This is a genomic window from Faecalibacterium sp. IP-1-18 (assembly GCF_023347355.1).
GTDB classification, from domain to species: domain Bacteria; phylum Bacillota; class Clostridia; order Oscillospirales; family Ruminococcaceae; genus Faecalibacterium; species Faecalibacterium prausnitzii.
Map to the genome: position 1 here is coordinate 2,504,962 of NZ_CP094472.1, position 17,408 is coordinate 2,522,369.

Below are 17,408 nucleotides of genomic sequence, written 5' to 3' on the forward strand. Positions count from 1 at the left end.
TTACCAGTTCATCAGGCCGTAGCCCTTAATGCTTTGATAATTCAGGTCATAACTCTTGATCTTGCAGGCATCACCGGAATTTCCCTCCACGGTATAAACACGGCTGCCATCGGTGCCGACAACAATTCCCACATGGTCTGCGGAACCATCCAGATCCCAATCAAAGAAAATGGCATCACCGGGGGCGATGTTCTCATATCCTCGTGCGCCCCACTGTCCATGAGACTGGAACCACGGAACACCCTGCCACTCACAGCCTGCAAAGCGCGGCTCACTTTTTCCTGCTTGGTTATAGCACCAGGATACGAAGCAAGCGCACCATTCCACGCGGCTGTCAAAGCCATACCAGCTCCAGTAGGGATAACCGCCCACATTGCCCACCTGACTTTTCGCCAGTTCCACCAGCTGCGGATTGCCGGGGCGGGTGCCGTTAATGAACTGCACACCGGACAAATCTTCCGAGCCGCTGGTATCAGGGGAACCGCCGCCAAACAACAGCGGCTTATTGCCCGTGGTCTGTCGGTAGACCTGATACATTTCCATCTGCTCCGGGGTCAATAGCTCCGACGCCACAGCGGAAATGGGCTTGCTGGTGAGTTTCACATTCAGAATGTAATACTCATAGGGGACTTCTTCTGAGGTGGTCTCGCCGGTCTCCGGGTCGGTGGAGGTCTCCGTGCGATAGCGGATCTCCACTTCCTCGGTAAGCGTCAGCTGATACTGTGCTGCAAACACACGCGCCAGCTCTGCCTGGGCGCTTTGCCGGGTATAGCCCTGCAAGACAGCAGAGAGAAATGCCGCCAGCTCATGCGGGTCATGGCCGATCATGTCAAGGTCATAGCGATACTCGTCATACCCTGGGTGGCTGTTTTCGATGTTGTCAATTTCCTCCTGCAACTGGGCTTCTCTGGCTGCATAATCTGCCTCCACCGCCAGCATTTCCGGGTCATCTGACGGATAGGTGGTGCCGGAGAGAACGGAACCGATGCTCTGCGCCATCATGGAGCAGGAGGACATGGTATTCATCAGCATACAGGCGATGAGGAACAAAACTCCTGCGATCAGGAAGCCCTTCTTGTGGCGCATGACGAATGCCCCTGCCTGCTGTGCCTTTTCTTTTACCGTCCTTGCGGCCTTTCCTGTTTTGGACGCAGCCTGGGCGGTATTTCCGGCAGTCTGACCGGTGCGCTTGGCGGCGGCATACTGCTTTTTGATGGCCTGCTTTTGCTGCCAGCGGGAAAGAGGATTGCTGGAAAACTGAGGATTTTCCTGCAAAGATTTCTGGTACAGGACATTTACATTAGCCTTTTCCAGTTGACGCTCTGCCTGGGCTGCTTTGCGGTACGGCTTCAGCTTGTGACTACGGTAGCCCTCCCGCACCAGATAAGCGCCGGTCTCCACCGCCTCCTCAGACTTGTGGGCGCTTTCCACGCCCACATTGTCCTGCTCTGTTTCCCGGATCTCTTTGTGGAGCTTGCCCGCAACCAGATGGACGGGAGCTTCCCTGACTCCTTGAGAAACTTTGGAGGGTGGCTTTTTCTTGTCCTCAAAGGTCAGCTTCGAGGTCTTTTTTCCGGTATCTGGGTCAATGACCGTCTGCCTGACCTTTTTCTTTGGGATATTTGCCTGCGCCTTATCTGCTCTGGCCGCAGCTTTCTCCGCTTTACGGATCGGCTTTTCCAGTGCAGGGTCAGACCGTTCCTCATCAGTAAAGCGCAGGCGCGGTTCCTTATTCAAACCATTCTCCCAGCATGAGGGAGGACATCATGTAGTGCAGCTCTACATAAATGGCCATTCCCACAGGATCGTTGAACATACAGCCGGACAGGTAGGCATAAAACTGTGCCACCACATCGGACAGGATCTTCGCTTCGGTTCCTTTCAGAACCAGACCCCCCATACCTTCCTTGGCACGGATGGCGCTCCAGACCTCTGCCAGACGGAGCAGCCCCACCTGACCGGTCTCATTCAGTTCGGCTGCCTGATCTGCCGCCGTGCGACACTCACTTACCGCATCGGCCATGACTGTAAGCAGCTGGCTGCGCTGGGCATTTACCGCCCTGTCAAAAAACATCAGCGGATTTTTATTCAAAATGTTGGGGTTCATCATCATTCATCCTCCTTCTTTTTCAGTTCCTGGGGTTTGGTGGTCATAATGCGGTAAAGCTCGGTATTCTTCGGGAAGTGATCCACGAAAGGCAGGATTGTAGAGCCATAAAACAGCAGGCCCTCGCCCTCACCGGAGTGGGTCACATAAGATAATTGGTGTGTGGAAATACCCAGCTGCTTGGCGAGGATCTGACGGTCTCCGCCTGCCTGGTTGAGCATATACACGAAGTCGGAATTTTCAAAGATATTTTCCACCTCGCGGCTGCTCAAAAGGTCTTTGACATTCTGGGTGATACCTGTCGGAATACCGCCCCATTTTCTGAATCGCTTCCAGATTTCCACCGTATAGGCGGCGGTCTGCTCCTCCTTCAAAAGCAGGTGCATCTCGTCGATGTAGTAGCGGGTAGACTTGTGAGCGGCACGGTTGATGGTAACGCGGTTCCACACCTGATCCTGTACCACCAGCATACCGATTTTCTTGAGCTGCTTGCCCAGTTCCTTGATGTCATAGCAGACAATCCGGTTATCAATGTCCACATTGCTCTGATGATTGAACACATTCAAAGAACCCGTTACATAGATTTCCAATGCCGTTGCAATGTACTGAGCTTCTTTTTCTTCCTGCTCCCGCAGCAAGTTATAAAGGTCCTCCAAAATCGGCATATTCTCCGGCTTTGGGTCATTGAGATATTCGTTGTAAACCAGCCGTACACAACGGTCAATAATGGTTTTCTGCACCGGCTGCAATCCGTCCTTACCGCCCACGATCAGCTCACACAAGCTGAGGATAAAGTCAGACTTGAGGGACAGCGGGCTTTCATCATCCGAATAGTCCAGGTTCAGGTCCATCGGATTGATGTAGTTGGTTGAGGTGGGCGAGATCTTGATGACTTGCCCATGCAGACGCTCCACCAGAGGTGCGTACTCTGCTTCCGGGTCACAGATGATGACATCATCATTGGTAAGCAAAAAGCAGTTGGCAATCTCACGCTTGGCGCTGAAAGACTTACCGGAACCCGGCGTACCCAAAATCAAGCCGTTGGGGTTTTTCAGCAGCTTTCGGTCCACCATGATGAGGTTGTTGGACAGGGCGTTGATGCCGTAGTACAGCGCCTCTTTGCCGTTCTGGAATAATTCCTGTGTGGTGAATGGTACAAAGATAGCCGTAGAACTGGTGGTCAGCCCTCGCTGGATCTCGATCTGATTGAGTCCCAGAGGCAGACAGCTCATCAGCCCTTCTTCCTGCTGGAAGTCCAGCCTGGTCAGCTGGCAGTTATACTTCTGGGCAATAGAGCCTGCCTGAAAGATGTTGTTGCCAAGCTGACGGGGATTGTCCGCTGTGTTCAGCACCAAAAAGGAGACAAGGAACATTCTCTCGTTTCGGCTCTGCAAATCCTGCAACAGCTTTTTCGCCTCACTGCCGTAGGTGGCAAGGTCAGAGGGAATGATGTCCATGTCGTATCCGGCACGGACTGCTTTTTTCTGTTCCTCGATCTTACTGCGGTCCAGGTCGGTAATCTTACGCTTTACCGTCTTAATGGCTTTCACCTGATCCACCGACTGAATGTGCATACTCACAATGAGCGAGCTTTCCATATCTAGAAAATCAGCCAGCAGACGGTCATTCAGCTCCGGTGCAAGGATCTGCAAAAAAGAAACAGCCCCGTATTTCTTGCCCATACGGAACTGCTTGCCGGTGCGGAACTCAAAGGAGCTTGGTGCGATGAAGTCCTTGGTAGATAGGCCGGAAGGGGCCAGCCAGTCCCATTCAAACTGAAACGGGAGCTGTTCATCCATGTGGAATACCGCATGAAGCTGAGAAAGCCTTTCCTTACCGTCCAGTGTTCTGGCGGCTACACCAAGACGCTTGAAGTTATTGAGTATATCGGTCTCAATACGCTCCAGGCGGGGCTTGGCGGCTTTGATGCTGTCCGCGTCGATACCAAAGGTCAGGTATTTGGTCTTGATGAGACCATTGTTCCCTCTGGCCAGCTGATTTTGCAGCATCGTGGTGTATTCCTCACGGATACTGTCAAAGGCATCCCCCTGGGGAGGGATGGAAATGGAGTTTGCAAAGGTCTCCTCTGATGCCGCAAGGTTCAAAAAAGACAGCTGGAAGTGAATCGAGCTGTCGAAATAATTGAGGAAATCACACCAGCCCTCAAAGATCGCGGTCTTATCTTCATTTTGGGAGAGCTGATAGTTGATGTCCTGAAACTGAATGGTCTTTGTGTAGTGGCTATCCGATACACGGCAGATCCCGTCCGGCCACATCCGTTCATAGGGGATACTGTCCTGTGCCGATTTTCCTTTTTTGTCCGTGCGGTTGGCGCGGGCAATGGCCGCTTCGATCTGCTTCTTATCGGCGCGGGACAGCTTTTTCTTTGTCTTTACCGGCTGCACGGTCTTTTCTTCCGGTTTTCCCAGCAGACGGCGCAGCCAGCTTTTCATTGCGGTGAACAATGTCATACACCTCCTTATCGAGCATTTCCTGCCGCTTTAATACGACATAAAAGTTATTGGTCTGGTAGGGACGCTGCTTGGGACGGATCACAGCCACTTTGAGAATGTTGCCGACGATCTTTTCCAGGGGCTGTCCATGCTTTTCATACATTGCCAGCAGGAAGAAGGGCATCATGACCAGCATCATACACATGGCGGCCATGCTGTTTCCCGCAGGCTCACGGAGCAAAAAGAACAGCGGTACGCCTACAAGCGCCCCGGCGGTAAAGCAGACCAACTGCCTTCGGGTCAGATTGAACATGACCTTGGTTTTGACTTTGGTTAAATCTTTGGGTACGGGTACATAAGCCAATGTGGAAACCTCCTTCCGTTTTAGTGCGCCTGAAAGACTGATTTTGCAAGGCTTCCGGTTTTGAACAGCGTAAAGCACAACAGTACGGTGTAACCCACGCAGCTCCAGATCGCCATGATGATGTCATCTTCCAGAGCGATGTTCTGCACCAGCACAGCATAAATTGCCACGCAGACGATGATGAGAAACGCCTGAAAGCCCAGCGCCAGCAGGGAACGGAGGTAGTTCTGTCCCATACCGCCCCATTCCTTGCCCATCATGGCAGCCATTGGAACGGGAGCCACCGAAGTCACAAGGTAAATCTCGATCATACGGCCATAAATGACGATAAAGATACAGATATACAGCGCCCACATGGTAATGCCGATAAAGAGGGATTGGAACCAAAGCCCGAACAGCGGCCCCAGATCCATTTCCATTAGCCTTGGTTCCAAATCGGTCATAACTGAGGAAATGTCAATGGACGCATCCGAACCGATGATCCCTGCCGCCTGTGCCACCACGCTCTGCGCCATATCAAAGACGCCCATCACGATATTCCATGTGTTTGTGACAATGAGGATGGCAGCGGCTGATTTGAACACCCACTTGAAAATCATCCAGGTGTCCACATCATGCAGGTTGTTCTTGTCTGCGATCATCTGGATCAGGTCTACGGTCATCACGATAGCCAGGATCACGCCTGCAATCGGCACCATGATGGAGTTGGACAGATTCTCAATCATACTGAAAATACTGCCATTCCATCCCTGCGGGGTCTGTCCTACCTGTACGGATATATCCGCGACCTGTTGGTTTACGCTGTCAAACATCCCCGAAAGGTTGCTCATAATACCGCCCACCAGCATTTCTTTCAGCCAATTTGTCAGGGCTTCAAGTAAGAAATCCATACGGTGTCAACCTCCTTTCCGCCGCCCCCGCAAAACTGCGGGAGCGGCAAGGATTTCATACAGGGACGCTTAGACAGAGAAAAGCCCGGAGAGCAGAGGTACAAGAACCATGCCGACTACGGCTACACCAGCGCCGGCCATGAGCTGCTTCATGCCCTGGGATTTTGCACCAGGGTTGTCGTTGCCGTAACCTTCGAGCAGGTTGATAACGCCCCAGATACCGAGACCGGCACCGAGCGCGATAACGAGGGTCTGAAGAACGGTGATTGCCTGTTCAAAAAATGCCATATAGTTTGTTAGCCGGAATCTGATTAAAAAATAGGTTTGTCATGTTTCATAGGCATACAAAAGCCGGAACAATCTGCCGCCCGGGTTTCGGGGGCATGATTCCGGCTGTCCTCCTTTTTCATTATTTTTTCTTGCGATTGTCCGCTTTGTACGCCAATGGCCCGTAGAGGGCAGATGCGGCGAATAGATAAGATCACTCCCTTCAAAAGCGGAACGAAGTTAAGCGCCCTTTGTGTCTACTTCATATACATCGCAGACCTCATTGGGCTTGAGTTTCAGCCTTGCGGACAGGAATGCTTCAATGTCAAAAGCGTTCTTGTCATCCGCGTCGGCAGTGTACTTGAAATTGGGGTGCTTGGTAATGTCGTACTTATCCGAAAGGAATGGCCGCACACCGCGCAGCTGGAGGATACACTTGCCGCCATCCATAACAGCAAGCTCATCCTGGCTCATCAGCTCTTTCCCCAATTTTTGATAGTTGAGAGAGTGGGAAGTTTCCCGGCCACGGCTCTCTCCGGTGTTGTAGGTGTCGATGGTTTCCTTGCCCAGCACGGCAGCCAGCTCCTTGAGGGTGGTCGGCTCCTTACCGCCCAGGAAGATGGAAGTATCCATGTTGCCGATGATGGTATCCGCGTTGTCCTTATAGATCGCCTTGAGCTGACTCTGCGCCTGCAACACCAGACAGGCGGAGATCTCACGGCTTCGGATGGTTGCCACCAGCTTTTCCAGCTTAGGGATCTGCCCGATATTGGCGCACTCGTCAATGAGACAGCGCACATGGACTGGGAGCCTGCCGCCATACACATCGTCGGCTTTTTCGCAAAGCAGATTAAACAGCTGGGTGTAGCACATAGAAATTAGGAAGTTAAAGCTATCGTCCGTATCACTCATGATGAGGAACAGGGCAGTTTTCCGGTCTCCCAGAGTGTCCAGCTCCAGCTCGTCATAAGCTGTGACCTCACGCAGCTCTGCAATGTCGAATACGGCAAGGCGCGCACCACAAGAAATAAGAATCGACTTGGCTGTTTTTCCGGCGGCCAGCTTATATTTCTTATACTGGCGCACCGCAAAGTGGTTTGGCTTCTCGGCTTCCAGTGCATCAAACATCAGATCCACGGGGTTTTTGAACTCCTCGTCATCCTCACGGACTTCCATGGCGTTGATGAACTCAATGAGGGTGGAGAAGTTCTGCTCCTCCACCGGAGCCTCATAGTGGATATACCCAATCAGCGCGCAATACAGCAAGGTCTCTGCTTTGACCCAAAAATCGTCCCCGGCCTTGCCTTCGCCTTTGGTATTGGCGATCAGCGTTGTGACCAGCTTCAAGATGTCCTTTTCGCTATGGATGTCGGGTAAGAGACTGGCATTACTGCCAGCCCCTCCCCTAAGAACCGTACGTGACAGTTTCCCGTCATACGGCTCAAGCCTATCGTAAGGCCTCGTATAAAACGAAACCCGGCTCAAATCAAGTAACCTGGTTCATGCAGATTTCGGTGACACCAGGGATGTACCATAATAGCGGGCCATTTCCTGTTGTTTTCGGTGTTAAAATGCGTCTTGAATCCTGTTTCGGATGTAATTCTTTCTCCGCATACAGGGCAGCACCGTTTCTGGTTGTTCCAGATTTTAACGAGTTTCTCCCGTCCTTTGGTACTGTTCAGCATTCTTTCTCCGTCACGTTCCTCATAATATCCCGTCCATTTTTCATCGAATGGGTTAGCTTCGGCGGCGATTTTCCTGAATCGGATGATTTTAGTATTTGCCGCGTATTCCAGCTTGAGGTATTTTTCATCGAAATCTTTACCGCGGAAAGCAGGCTCTGTTGCAAACGTCCACGTTCGGTTATCAATATGGTGCCAGTATTTGTTGGCAATCCATTTCCTACCTTTTCGCTTGTGTCTGCGGCAAGCCCACCTCCATAGGCACTCGAAAATCCTGTGGTCAACCAATCCAAAAATATCCGCAGAAACTACATAGCGATGGTAGTTGACCCAACCACGAATGACAGGATTTAACTTGCGAATGAGCAAGTCCTGTGTGGCTGTTTTGTTCTCCCTAACGATAGTCCGCACTTTTTTGAGGAAGGATTTTATCGCATTCTTTGACGGCTTAATGAGCAATTTTCCGTTGTATTTCCGAACGTTCTGTCCAAGAAAATCAAAACCGTCGCTGATATGTGTGATTACCGTTTTTTCCTCGGAGAGTTGCAGGCCGCGTTCCGCCAGAAAGTCTTTGATGAGCGGGATAACCTCGTTACGTAGAGTTTCCGGGCTTTTTCCGGTAACGATAAAGTCGTCGGCATATCGCACGAAGTTAATCTGGTCGTAAACAGTTTTACCTGCCACCGTCCGTCTCATAGGGAATCTTTCTTTTAGAATCCGCTCCAGACCGTCTAAGGTCATGTTCATCAAGACTGGCGATATTGTGCCGCCCTGTGGGGTTCCTTCCTCTGTTGGAAAGAGCTTTTTGGTCTCCACAAAGCCACATTTCAGCCACTTTTCGAGCATTTCCTTGTCCATTGGGATATTTGCCAGCAGCCAGTTATGGCTGATGTGGTCAAAGCAACCCTTAATGTCTCCCTCCAAAAGCCATTGAGGGGAACCGGCTCTGCACAAATCGTTGAAGCATTGCCCGATAGCATCGTGTGTGCTTCTTCCAATTCTAAAGCCGTAGGAGTTCGGGTCTGCCAGAGTTTCTGCCAATGGTTCCAATGCAAACTTATATAATGTCTGCATGGCGCGGTCTGTCATCGTTGGGATACTCAGCGGGCGTAATTTTCCGTTTTTCTTCGGGATGTACACCCGTCTGAGAGGTTGGGGCTGATAGCCCCGGCGTTTGAGTTTGTCAATCGCTTCGAATTTGCCTTTTGGCGTTTTCCATAATTCATGGTCTACACCAGCGGTATTTTTGCCTTTATTACTTGTCACACGCTTCACCGCCAATGCCTTGGCATAGAAAGAGTGCGTCAACAGCCATTGCAGAGATTTCACCTTGTTGTAATGACCGCCTTTTTGAGCCTTTACGATACGCATTTGCAGCTTTTTAACATAGGCCTCCGCTTTTTTCCAATCAATGGATTCCCAGCTTTGTGCCTTGTCAGCAGGCGCACACAGTTTTCTGTTCATTTGCGATTCCTCCTCTCAAAAGTTCTGTAAATTCTCTCGTAAAGATAGACCTGCTGGAAGTCAGCCCGCTTTCGCGTGGGATACTGTTTCAATCCCTATCCGTCCTCATTACAAGGTCGGCATTCGCTTTTTCCAGCGTTCCTTACCCGCGTTTCTATCGGCTTTCCTTGCGGTCAGCTTTCCGAATATCGGAGAAAGCGCGGGCTTACCACGTTTCACGTAATCAACCGTGTAGGTTAGGTGCCGCCTATCCGCCGGCAGTCCTGTTTGTCCATGTGTTCCCAGCTTACAGGGGAACATCCGACTGCACACCTTTTGGTTCAGGCTTATCAGCAACTTTAGCCTGGTTCCCACTAACGACGTTTAACAGCGATTTACTTACATTCACCATACTACACAAGCCAAGCTCCCCAGCCGGACGTTGCTTCCAGCTTTTCGCCTCTGCCTCGCGGTTTCGGCTTGACCCTTTCGGGAGGGCTGCCTTTTCTCGCCATGCTGCCTCACGGCCGTTGCCAGCCGCTTCGGTGACGATAGGCTACTGCTAATGGAATAACAGGTTCGGTCAATGCCGAACAGTTTAATTACGCGACCTCGTGTCGCGCATAGGCGAAAGGGTTATAGTGCATTGATTTTCGGAAGTTGATGGTATTTAGGACCTTGATGCGGTACGGCTCATAAATGACCTTGCCGTGCTTATCCTTCATGGGCTTTCCGTCCTTTCCCAGTTTGGGTGCGCCCCTTTGGAGCATTTTCCCGCACTCCACCAAAATGGTTCCCTTCGGATCTGTGACCACATAAGAACTGTGCATCTGCATCAGATTTGGTTTGAGCCAGAAACGGGTCTTACCGGAACCGGAGCCGCCGATCACCAGCACATTTTTGTTTCTGGCGGTCTTTGGGGCCTTGGGGCGGCTGTTCATGGTCAGGCTTTCGGTTTTTGTGAGAATGACATTGTTCTGGAACACCGGGTCGATGTAGGGAGCAATATCCTCACGGGTTCCCCAACGGGCAGAGCCATACTCCATACCGTGACGGTACTTCTTGGCGTTTTTACTTTTGAGATACACCGCCAGACGCAGGCCAGAACCGCAGCACAGCCCCACCAGCAGATCCAACGGGTGCAGGCTGGGCCAGAAACTTTGCAGCGCCCCAGGCAGGACAGCAAACAGGGAAAGGAATTTCTCCGAAGCATTTGTCCCCTGAGCCAGTCGCCATGCCTCCCCGAAGTTGGTAGCAAACAGCCCCATCAGGAGATAGGGCAGGTTCAGCAAAACGAGCTTTTTGATGTCAAACTGCTTTTTCATCGTTCCAGCTCCTTTCGCTTGGTGCGGTCCACCACGGCATTTTTGACCATCTCTTTGAACTGACTGAGTTTTGCCAGCACAGACGGGCGTTCCGTTTTCTCGGCCTTCTTGACCTTTTTGCTGGTGTACTCAGTAAATGCAGCGGTCAGCGCATCGGCGTCACGGCCTTTGAAAAAGATCAGGTACTTGGGCGGGGAGCTGCTGCGGTCTTTCTTCACCGCATAATCCACACCATATTTCCGGGCGATCTTCTCAAATTCCTTGATGGAAGGGTCTGTGATCTCAATATTGGAGATCCCCTGATTCTGACCAATGAGCTGCTTGACGGTCTGTTTGCCGTGGGGTGTCACAGGAGCGTCACGGCTTCTCTGCTTTTGCAGCTTCTTTTCCTTGCAGTGGGCAAGGTACTTGGTGATGGCGGCCTTAAACAGCCTGCCAGTGAACTTTGTTCCGCTGACAACCAGCGTTAAAGTCCTGTTTTCCACTTCTTCCTGCATTTTCAACGCCTCCTTTCTACAAAATGTGCAGGGGTGGTGCATTTTCTTCTAAGGCGGGACCACCAGCCGCCGGAGAAAATATTTCTTCATCGCTCCATCCCGCGGCTCTTTTTCTTTACCGGCTTCTTATCCGGCAGATTCCACTCTTTCCGAAACTCCGCCACACCTTTGGGGTCAAATGCCTTCAACTTCTCCAGATCAAAGGCAACAGCAGAATATTTCCCATAACCGGACTGCACCTGATAGGGAAGCACCTTCCCCAATTTGTTCTCTTTGATGAATCGCAGCAAGTCCTTGCTGATGTCACCGGAAATAAACGCCTCTCCGGGGTCCAGGGAATACCCCGGAAGGTTCACCGTCATATCTGCAAACGGTTCTGCCCCATCTTCTGTATGGGTAATCATGCCGATATAAAGCCGCTGATTATTCGCATACATCCCAAGTTGCAGCGATATGGTTTCTTCCCCATATTCCCACTTGAAGGGTACTTTCTTTTCCTCATTCATATCGGATACCTCCTATCGTATCTGTTCTTTGTGGTCATAAAACAAATCTCCATTTCTGACCTTTGCATGGCTGAGAATTTTGATCTGCCCCTTTGCCTGACTGTCCAGCGCTTTTCCATAGCCTATATCTGACAAAAACAGGCGAGTCCGTTCTCCTTTCCAGCCCACCGGGGAGTCATCGGTCAGCACATCAAAAATAACCATGTGCCGGGTATTCTCCGCAAATCGCTGAAGATCCATGTAGTCATGGCCGTGGTAGTTCTGCGCCCCGGCCTTCTGGCGCATTTCCTCCATCAGCTGACCGATTGTTTTGCCTTCCTGCATAAAACCCACTTCCCTTCCGTTCTTATGAGACCAGCAAGATCATCTCCCGAAGCTGGGCAAAATACAGCTTGCCTTGCGGAGTTATCAGCGTATAAGAACCGGTATGACCGTGATTGCAGTAGTCCTTTACACAAAACAGCCCTTCATTGGCTGGCTTTGCATAGGGCAGTACATTGCCGGACGCAGTGCGGTACACAAAACGCTTTTCCAGAAGAAATCGGACAAAGCGGCGTTCCGGGACAGCAAGCTCTTTGGCAGTAGTTCTGAGATTGGTGCTATGCTCCAAATCAATAAATAGGTCATAGAAAGCGGCTTTACCCTCCAGCTGTGCGTTTGCTATGCGCAGAGATACATTCTCCTCTCGTTCAGCCAGGAGATCTGAGCAGAGCTTGAGCAGTGCCTCCGGTGAAGTGGCTACTTCCCATAGCTTTTCTTTTGTGAGATAGGACCCATGCTTGCGAATGGTAGGAAGAACCTCGTCAAAGACCCATTTTTCAAATCGTTCTGCCGATGGCAATTTGCTGTGGACAATCAAGCGATACAGGTTTCCTTCGCTGATGAATTTAGCTTTCTGTTTACGCCCCAAATTATCGGTGAGGTGGTAAAACGCCACCCCATCTTCTCTGCAATGTGTCTTTAGGGCATTTACTGTATCTTTGTATCCCAGAGATTTTGCAACATCAGCGCCGCAAAACAGGTATTTCCCATTTTCCTCGATTACTCGAATGCTTCCAAACTCTGGACTATTGAAAATCTCAATCTGATTCATGCTGTGCCTCCTTTGGTGTAATACAAAAGCGGCCGATTACCAGCCGCCTGCGTGCATATCGTGATTTACCAGTGAAGTGTAGTGGTTATTCATGGTGGTAGGAGCGTTGAACAGCACTGCAAGCAGGTACTGCTTGATGTTGCGTACCTGGGTGGTGTTCTTTTGCAGACAGTCCATGACAAACTCGATGTGAGAGCTGTCCAGCTTCAAAAAGCGGGAGCGTACAATCTCGTGAGGAAAGTCCGCGCCAGAGATCCGGGTTGTCTTTCGTTTGGCACAGACCGTTTCTACCAACAGCTCTACAATCTCATTCAGGTCATCCAGGTAGAGAGGATAACGCTGCTTCAGACAGTCATACTCGATATTCTCCAAAATCAATTCCCGATAATTTTCTATCTCTGTGACAGACATCGCATCCCTTCCTTTCCGTTCCGGCGGTATTGCCGCCGCTGTTTCCCGGAAGGGAATGGAATCGGTATTTGATCTATGAGTATTTTGTTTTTGGGTATTTGATTTCTTAGTATTTAATTGTGTTGGATTTTCCGGTAACGGATTTACCGCTGACGGGTTTACCGTTATCGGGTTTTCCGACGACGGCTTATCCAACATCGGTTCTCCCTCGATGGGACGCTCAAAAATGGTATACTCATTGGCTGCGAATTTACCAGAAGCATCAGTTGTCTGTCTGCGCCGAATGTATCCGGCTGTTTCAAGCTCATTGACAGCAGAGCGGATTGCATCTTTGCTTTCTCGATTGATATAGCTGAGTCCTGACAGCGTATAATCCCAGTCATCTGGCAGAGATAACATCTGCGACAAGAGACCCTTTGCCTTCAAAGAAAGCCGTTTATCCTTTAGATGGAAATTGCTCATAACCGTGTAATCGCCAGTGCGTTCTACACGAAAAACAGCCATTTACTTCACTCCTTTCATTTCTCAGGTATGAAAAAAGCCGCAATTCATAAGAGAATTGTGGCAGTGGTTAGGGTCTGTCTGTATCTTTTTTCTTGCGTCGGTAGGGGCGTTTTGGCATTGGTGGTTTATCAAACAGATCCCTTTCCTGAGAAAATGGTAAGGTTTGAAAAACACGGTCAATCTCGGTGGATTCCATATCACGCTGTGAGCGGCAATCTTCTTGAATAGCTTCTCGGATTTCTCTTACAGTACACATATTCATTCCTTTCCTTTCGTTGTATCGGTTATGAACGACGGTGTTTTTTAGGCTTGAAGTCGAGGATATGCCCCTCAATAACATGAGCATATCTCTTAATTTTGATTTCTCGACGCTGCTGGCTTTGCAGAGCTGACTGATACCTGTCCTCTGTGAGAAAAAGCCTCATTTCGTCACCGGGTTCTCCATAAGCAGTAGGGCGCAAGACAGTAAACTCAATCATCCAGCAAGTGCTGTCCCAAAATCGCTCCACTGCAAGAATGTTGTGGCCTTTCAGCTCCCTTGCTGCAATATCTTTCATAGGCTCTCCCTTCATCGTTCCTGATCTCGTTGGCGTTTTTTCTGCCATTGTTCCAGCAGTTTAATAATGGTTTCCTGCATTTTGGCCGGTGTATAGCTTTTGGGGAAATACTTTCGCAAGGTATCGCTGCTCAAGGTCACTTTATCCAGATCACCCTTTTTTTCCTCTGACATGATGGCAAGCATCACATTTTCTGACAATTTCCCGTCCTGGCTGAACTTTTTCATTCGCTGAGCCTGAGAAAGAGAAGGGGTGGCCTGCTCATAGTCCATTGTTTCCACCAGCATTTGCTGTTCGTCCGGTTTCAAAAAAGAGAGTTCATAGGCTGGATTAAATGCGATTTTCTTTTCATCCACCATATCCAAAAGCTCTGGAATCAGCTCAGTCAAACGAACATATCGCATTACCTGGATACCGCTTCGTTCACCGGCTTCTTTTGCCACCTGGTCTCTGGCGCTCAACTTCTGTTCAACTTGAACAGAAGTCAGGTCTGTTCTTGCTCCCTGATGTTTAATGGCTTCCAGCTTCATTTTGTAGGCAAAGGCCCTTTCACTGGGGAGCAGATTTTCTCGCTGCAAATTGCTGTCAACCATAATAATTGTGGCAGCATCGTCATCCAAGTCGCGCACAATGACAGGCATGGTTTCTTTTCCGGCCAACTCGCTGGCTCTGCGGCGTCTGTGTCCGGCTACCAGCTCATAACTGCCATCAGGCAGAGGTCTGGCAATCGCAGGAACCAACACGCCATACTTTTTGATGCTGTCTGCGGTTTCTATCATTGCATCATCATCCTTGACCTTGAAGGGGTGATCCTTGAACGGATGCAGTTCAGATAGGGGAATTTCCTGGATTTTTTCCAGTTGCTCGTCTTGCCGACTTTCTTCAGTAGAAAACAGGTCATCTACTGAGGCCAGCTCTATTTTTTTCGCGCTGCTTTTCAAGTTTCATCACCTCCTGGGTCAGATTCTTGTAACCCTCGGCCACTTTGCCCTTGGGGTCATGGGCAAAAATACTCTTGCCCTCGGCACTGATTTCCTTTGCTCGGACAGAATGGGGAATCTCAGTTCCGAACACTTTGATTTTGCTGCCGTAGGTTTCTCGCAGCAGAGCCGCAATCTCCTTGGCAAAGTTGGTGCGGTTGTCCACCATCGTCAGCAGGATACCGTCGATCTGGAGCTTGGGGTTGATCTGCCGTTTCACCTTATTGACCGTCTGGAGCAGCTGTTCCAGGCCCTTGGCGGGCAGATACTCCGCCTGGACGGGGATTATGACCCTGTTGGCCGCCGCCAACGCATTGACCGTAAGCATCCCCAGGGAGGGCTGACAGTCAATCAGGATATGGGAATACTGTCCCTTGAGCGTGTCCAGGTATTGCCGCAAGATGGTCTCACGGCTCATGGCGTTCACCAGGGAGACCTCCATGCCGGAGAGCTGGATGTCGGCAGGCATCAGGTCAACGCCTTCCGGGTGGTGCAGGATGCCCTCGCCGGGGCGCATCGGCTCGTCCATCAGGATACGGCCCATCGCGTCGGACAGAGTAAAGGGCAGCTTGTCCGGCTGGGGATGGCCCAGGCTGATGGTCAGGCTGCCCTGCGGGTCTCCGTCGATCAGCAGAACTTTCTTCCCCGTCTGCGCCAGCCCGATACCCAGATTTGCGCAGGTGGTTGTCTTGCCAACGCCGCCTTTCTGGTTGGCGATGGCGATAATTTGTGTGTTCATTTCAGTTTCCTCCTGTGTCTTGAACAGAAGATGGAATGTAAAGAGGGTAAACTACCCCCTTGGGTTTTCTTAAAATCAAGAACATTTCGGCATCCTTTTGATTTAGGATTCATTTATCACGGTTCTGTACCGGACACTCCCATTGCCTGCGACGCTTTTAACGCTCGGACTGTGGCTGAGTGTAAGTTTTCCCCCTGTCCCTGGATCGTGGCCTCAAGTTATCAAGCTCTTTACCGGCGATAGGGAAGTCGCTCGACCCGTAGGCGTCATGGCGTATCACCGGAGTGGCTCTCCGAGGGACGGTTGTACCTGATGTTCTTCTGAATTTTCAAGGTCCACGAGATGTAACTCTCACTTGTAGGCCACGGCAGAGGCCGTTTGTTGCGCAAAAAATAAAAAAAGGAGCAGAAAATTTTTCTGCTCCCTGTTGTGACAAGGTATAATGACCTTTTATTGTGTGTAGCCACGCTTTTTACTCCAATTTCTAATCAACAGTAAAATCGTGTTGTGCATCTGTTCACTATTGTAATGCGAGGGGAAATACTGCTTGATTTCTTCTTCTTCAACAATCATCGGCTCTCTCTGGTTTGGTTTCTTTTCCGATAAGATACAAACCAAGTAATCTTCTGTAAAGTCTGATTCACTGGCCTTTTCTCGGATGGCTTTTGCCTGAGAAATAGATGGGGTTGCTTTTAGTGCTACCATTACCTTATATAGTAGCCTCTGTTGCTTCTTGTCCAAGTAGGAAATAGATACTGCTGGATTCAATGCCATTTTTCGATTATCAACCATTTCAAGGATTTCTGGTATCAATTCAGTAAGACGGATATAGCGAGAAATTTGGTTGCGACTTTGACCGACTTGTTCAGCAATTAACTCTCTGGATTCTTTTCCGACACACTTCCGCCCAAGTTGGGCGGAAGTAAATCCTTTACGCCCCTGATGGCTCATAGCTACCAACTTCATTTTGTATGCAAAGGCTCTTTCACTTGGGAGAATCGTTTCACGCTGAAGGTTTGCATCTACCATGTTTACAACTGCCTCATCATCCGTCATAGACCGGACTAAAACAGGCATCTCAGAGTAACCCAATACTTCACAAGCCGCTTTGCGTCGATGACCAGAAATTAGTTCATAACAATCCTCACCAATCTGGCGAGCCACCGCTGGATGAATTACACCGTGAATTTCAATGCTCTCAACAAGACGCCGAAATTCCTCATCGTCTCGTACCTGAAAGGGATGATTCTTAAATGGCTTCAGTTGTTCCAAGGGAATGTTTTTTACTGCTTGCCTTTGATCGTCTCGTCTCATAATGGCCTCCTTTACTGAAAGCTGAATTCGTCCAAAATTACGGAATTGGCTGCTGTGAAAATAGCAGCGAGCATGGACAAAATGTATTTTTGAAATCAGAATACATTTTTGCGTTCCCATTTAGATTTGTACAAACAGCCCAAAATAACAACAAAAAACCCCCGCACATTGCCCAATTGGGAATGTACGGGGGTTTTGGTGATTAGATATAAACCTCCACGGTCAAATCATGCCATTTTGACGGTTTTATGCCGTATCCATGGGATTTATAGAAGG

17 protein-coding genes and 2 pseudogenes are annotated in these 17,408 nt (G+C 49.9%); all 19 read right to left on the minus strand.

Annotated elements, in window-relative coordinates:
- Positions 1–1,737 carry a C40 family peptidase gene (locus MTP43_RS11945; protein ID WP_249234855.1) on the minus strand — a complete coding sequence of 579 codons (1,737 nt, stop codon included), beginning with the start codon at positions 1,735–1,737 and terminating at the stop codon, positions 1–3.
- Positions 1,730–2,110: a DUF3851 domain-containing protein gene (locus MTP43_RS11950; protein ID WP_430472362.1), complete on the minus strand. Its 381-nt coding sequence runs from the start codon at positions 2,108–2,110 to the stop codon at positions 1,730–1,732. The genes MTP43_RS11945 and MTP43_RS11950 overlap by 8 nt, the downstream gene beginning before the upstream one ends.
- On the minus strand, positions 2,110–4,512 hold the full coding sequence (locus tag MTP43_RS11955) for a VirB4-like conjugal transfer ATPase, CD1110 family (RefSeq protein WP_249235196.1): 2,403 nt from the start codon (positions 4,510–4,512) through the stop codon (positions 2,110–2,112). The genes MTP43_RS11950 and MTP43_RS11955 overlap by 1 nt, the downstream gene beginning before the upstream one ends.
- Positions 4,469–4,924, minus strand: coding sequence for a PrgI family protein (locus MTP43_RS11960; protein WP_249234857.1), 456 nt, complete (start codon positions 4,922–4,924; stop codon positions 4,469–4,471). The genes MTP43_RS11955 and MTP43_RS11960 overlap by 44 nt, the downstream gene beginning before the upstream one ends.
- 20 nt (positions 4,925–4,944) lie before the next feature.
- Positions 4,945–5,814, minus strand: a complete 870-nt coding sequence (locus MTP43_RS11965; RefSeq protein ID WP_002592890.1) for a VirB6/TrbL-like conjugal transfer protein, CD1112 family — start codon at positions 5,812–5,814, stop codon at positions 4,945–4,947.
- Between the two features lie 69 nt (positions 5,815–5,883).
- On the minus strand, positions 5,884–6,102 hold the full coding sequence (locus MTP43_RS11970) for a Maff2 family mobile element protein (protein ID WP_003525154.1): 219 nt from the start codon (positions 6,100–6,102) through the stop codon (positions 5,884–5,886).
- 219 nt (positions 6,103–6,321) lie between these two features.
- Positions 6,322–7,449: pseudogene (locus tag MTP43_RS11975) on the minus strand (VirD4-like conjugal transfer protein, CD1115 family); the annotation flags it as partial.
- 113 nt (positions 7,450–7,562) lie between these two features.
- Positions 7,563–9,227 carry a group II intron reverse transcriptase/maturase gene (gene ltrA, locus MTP43_RS11980; RefSeq protein WP_249234858.1) on the minus strand — a complete coding sequence of 555 codons (1,665 nt, stop codon included), beginning with the start codon at positions 9,225–9,227 and terminating at the stop codon, positions 7,563–7,565.
- A gap of 590 nt (positions 9,228–9,817) precedes the next feature.
- Positions 9,818–10,531, minus strand: a pseudogene (locus tag MTP43_RS11985) (type IV secretory system conjugative DNA transfer family protein); the annotation flags it as partial.
- A complete protein-coding gene (locus MTP43_RS11990; protein ID WP_109625040.1) occupies positions 10,528–11,028 on the minus strand; it encodes a PcfB family protein in 501 nt (166 codons plus the stop codon). The gene MTP43_RS11990 and the pseudogene MTP43_RS11985, both read right to left, overlap by 4 nt.
- 86 nt (positions 11,029–11,114) lie before the next feature.
- Positions 11,115–11,534 carry a DUF4313 domain-containing protein gene (locus MTP43_RS11995; protein WP_057571461.1) on the minus strand — a complete coding sequence of 140 codons (420 nt, stop codon included), beginning with the start codon at positions 11,532–11,534 and terminating at the stop codon, positions 11,115–11,117.
- Positions 11,535–11,546: 12 nt separating this feature from the next.
- Entirely contained in the window at positions 11,547–11,858 is a 312-nt protein-coding gene (locus tag MTP43_RS12000) for a DUF5720 family protein (protein ID WP_249234859.1), read from the minus strand.
- A 22-nt stretch (positions 11,859–11,880) separates the two neighbouring features.
- Entirely contained in the window at positions 11,881–12,627 is a 747-nt protein-coding gene (locus tag MTP43_RS12005) for a BRO family protein (protein WP_249234860.1), read from the minus strand.
- Between the two features lie 36 nt (positions 12,628–12,663).
- Positions 12,664–13,542 (minus strand): DUF6017 domain-containing protein, encoded by an 879-nt coding sequence (locus tag MTP43_RS12010; RefSeq protein ID WP_249234861.1) that lies wholly within the window; start codon positions 13,540–13,542, stop codon positions 12,664–12,666.
- A gap of 67 nt (positions 13,543–13,609) precedes the next feature.
- Positions 13,610–13,798, minus strand: coding sequence for a hypothetical protein (locus MTP43_RS12015; protein ID WP_006059571.1), 189 nt, complete (start codon positions 13,796–13,798; stop codon positions 13,610–13,612).
- A 28-nt stretch (positions 13,799–13,826) separates the two neighbouring features.
- Complete coding sequence (locus MTP43_RS12020; protein WP_118041055.1) at positions 13,827–14,099, minus strand: DUF5720 family protein; 273 nt, start codon at positions 14,097–14,099, stop codon at positions 13,827–13,829.
- An 11-nt stretch (positions 14,100–14,110) separates the two neighbouring features.
- On the minus strand, positions 14,111–15,040 hold the full coding sequence (locus MTP43_RS12025; protein WP_249234862.1) for a ParB/RepB/Spo0J family partition protein: 930 nt from the start codon (positions 15,038–15,040) through the stop codon (positions 14,111–14,113).
- Positions 14,997–15,818 (minus strand): ParA family protein, encoded by an 822-nt coding sequence (locus tag MTP43_RS12030; protein ID WP_148337531.1) that lies wholly within the window; start codon positions 15,816–15,818, stop codon positions 14,997–14,999. Before MTP43_RS12030 ends, MTP43_RS12025 begins: the two co-directional genes overlap by 44 nt.
- 450 nt (positions 15,819–16,268) lie before the next feature.
- Complete coding sequence (locus MTP43_RS12035; RefSeq protein WP_148337529.1) at positions 16,269–17,132, minus strand: ParB/RepB/Spo0J family partition protein; 864 nt, start codon at positions 17,130–17,132, stop codon at positions 16,269–16,271.
- Positions 17,133–17,408: the final 276 nt, after the last annotated feature.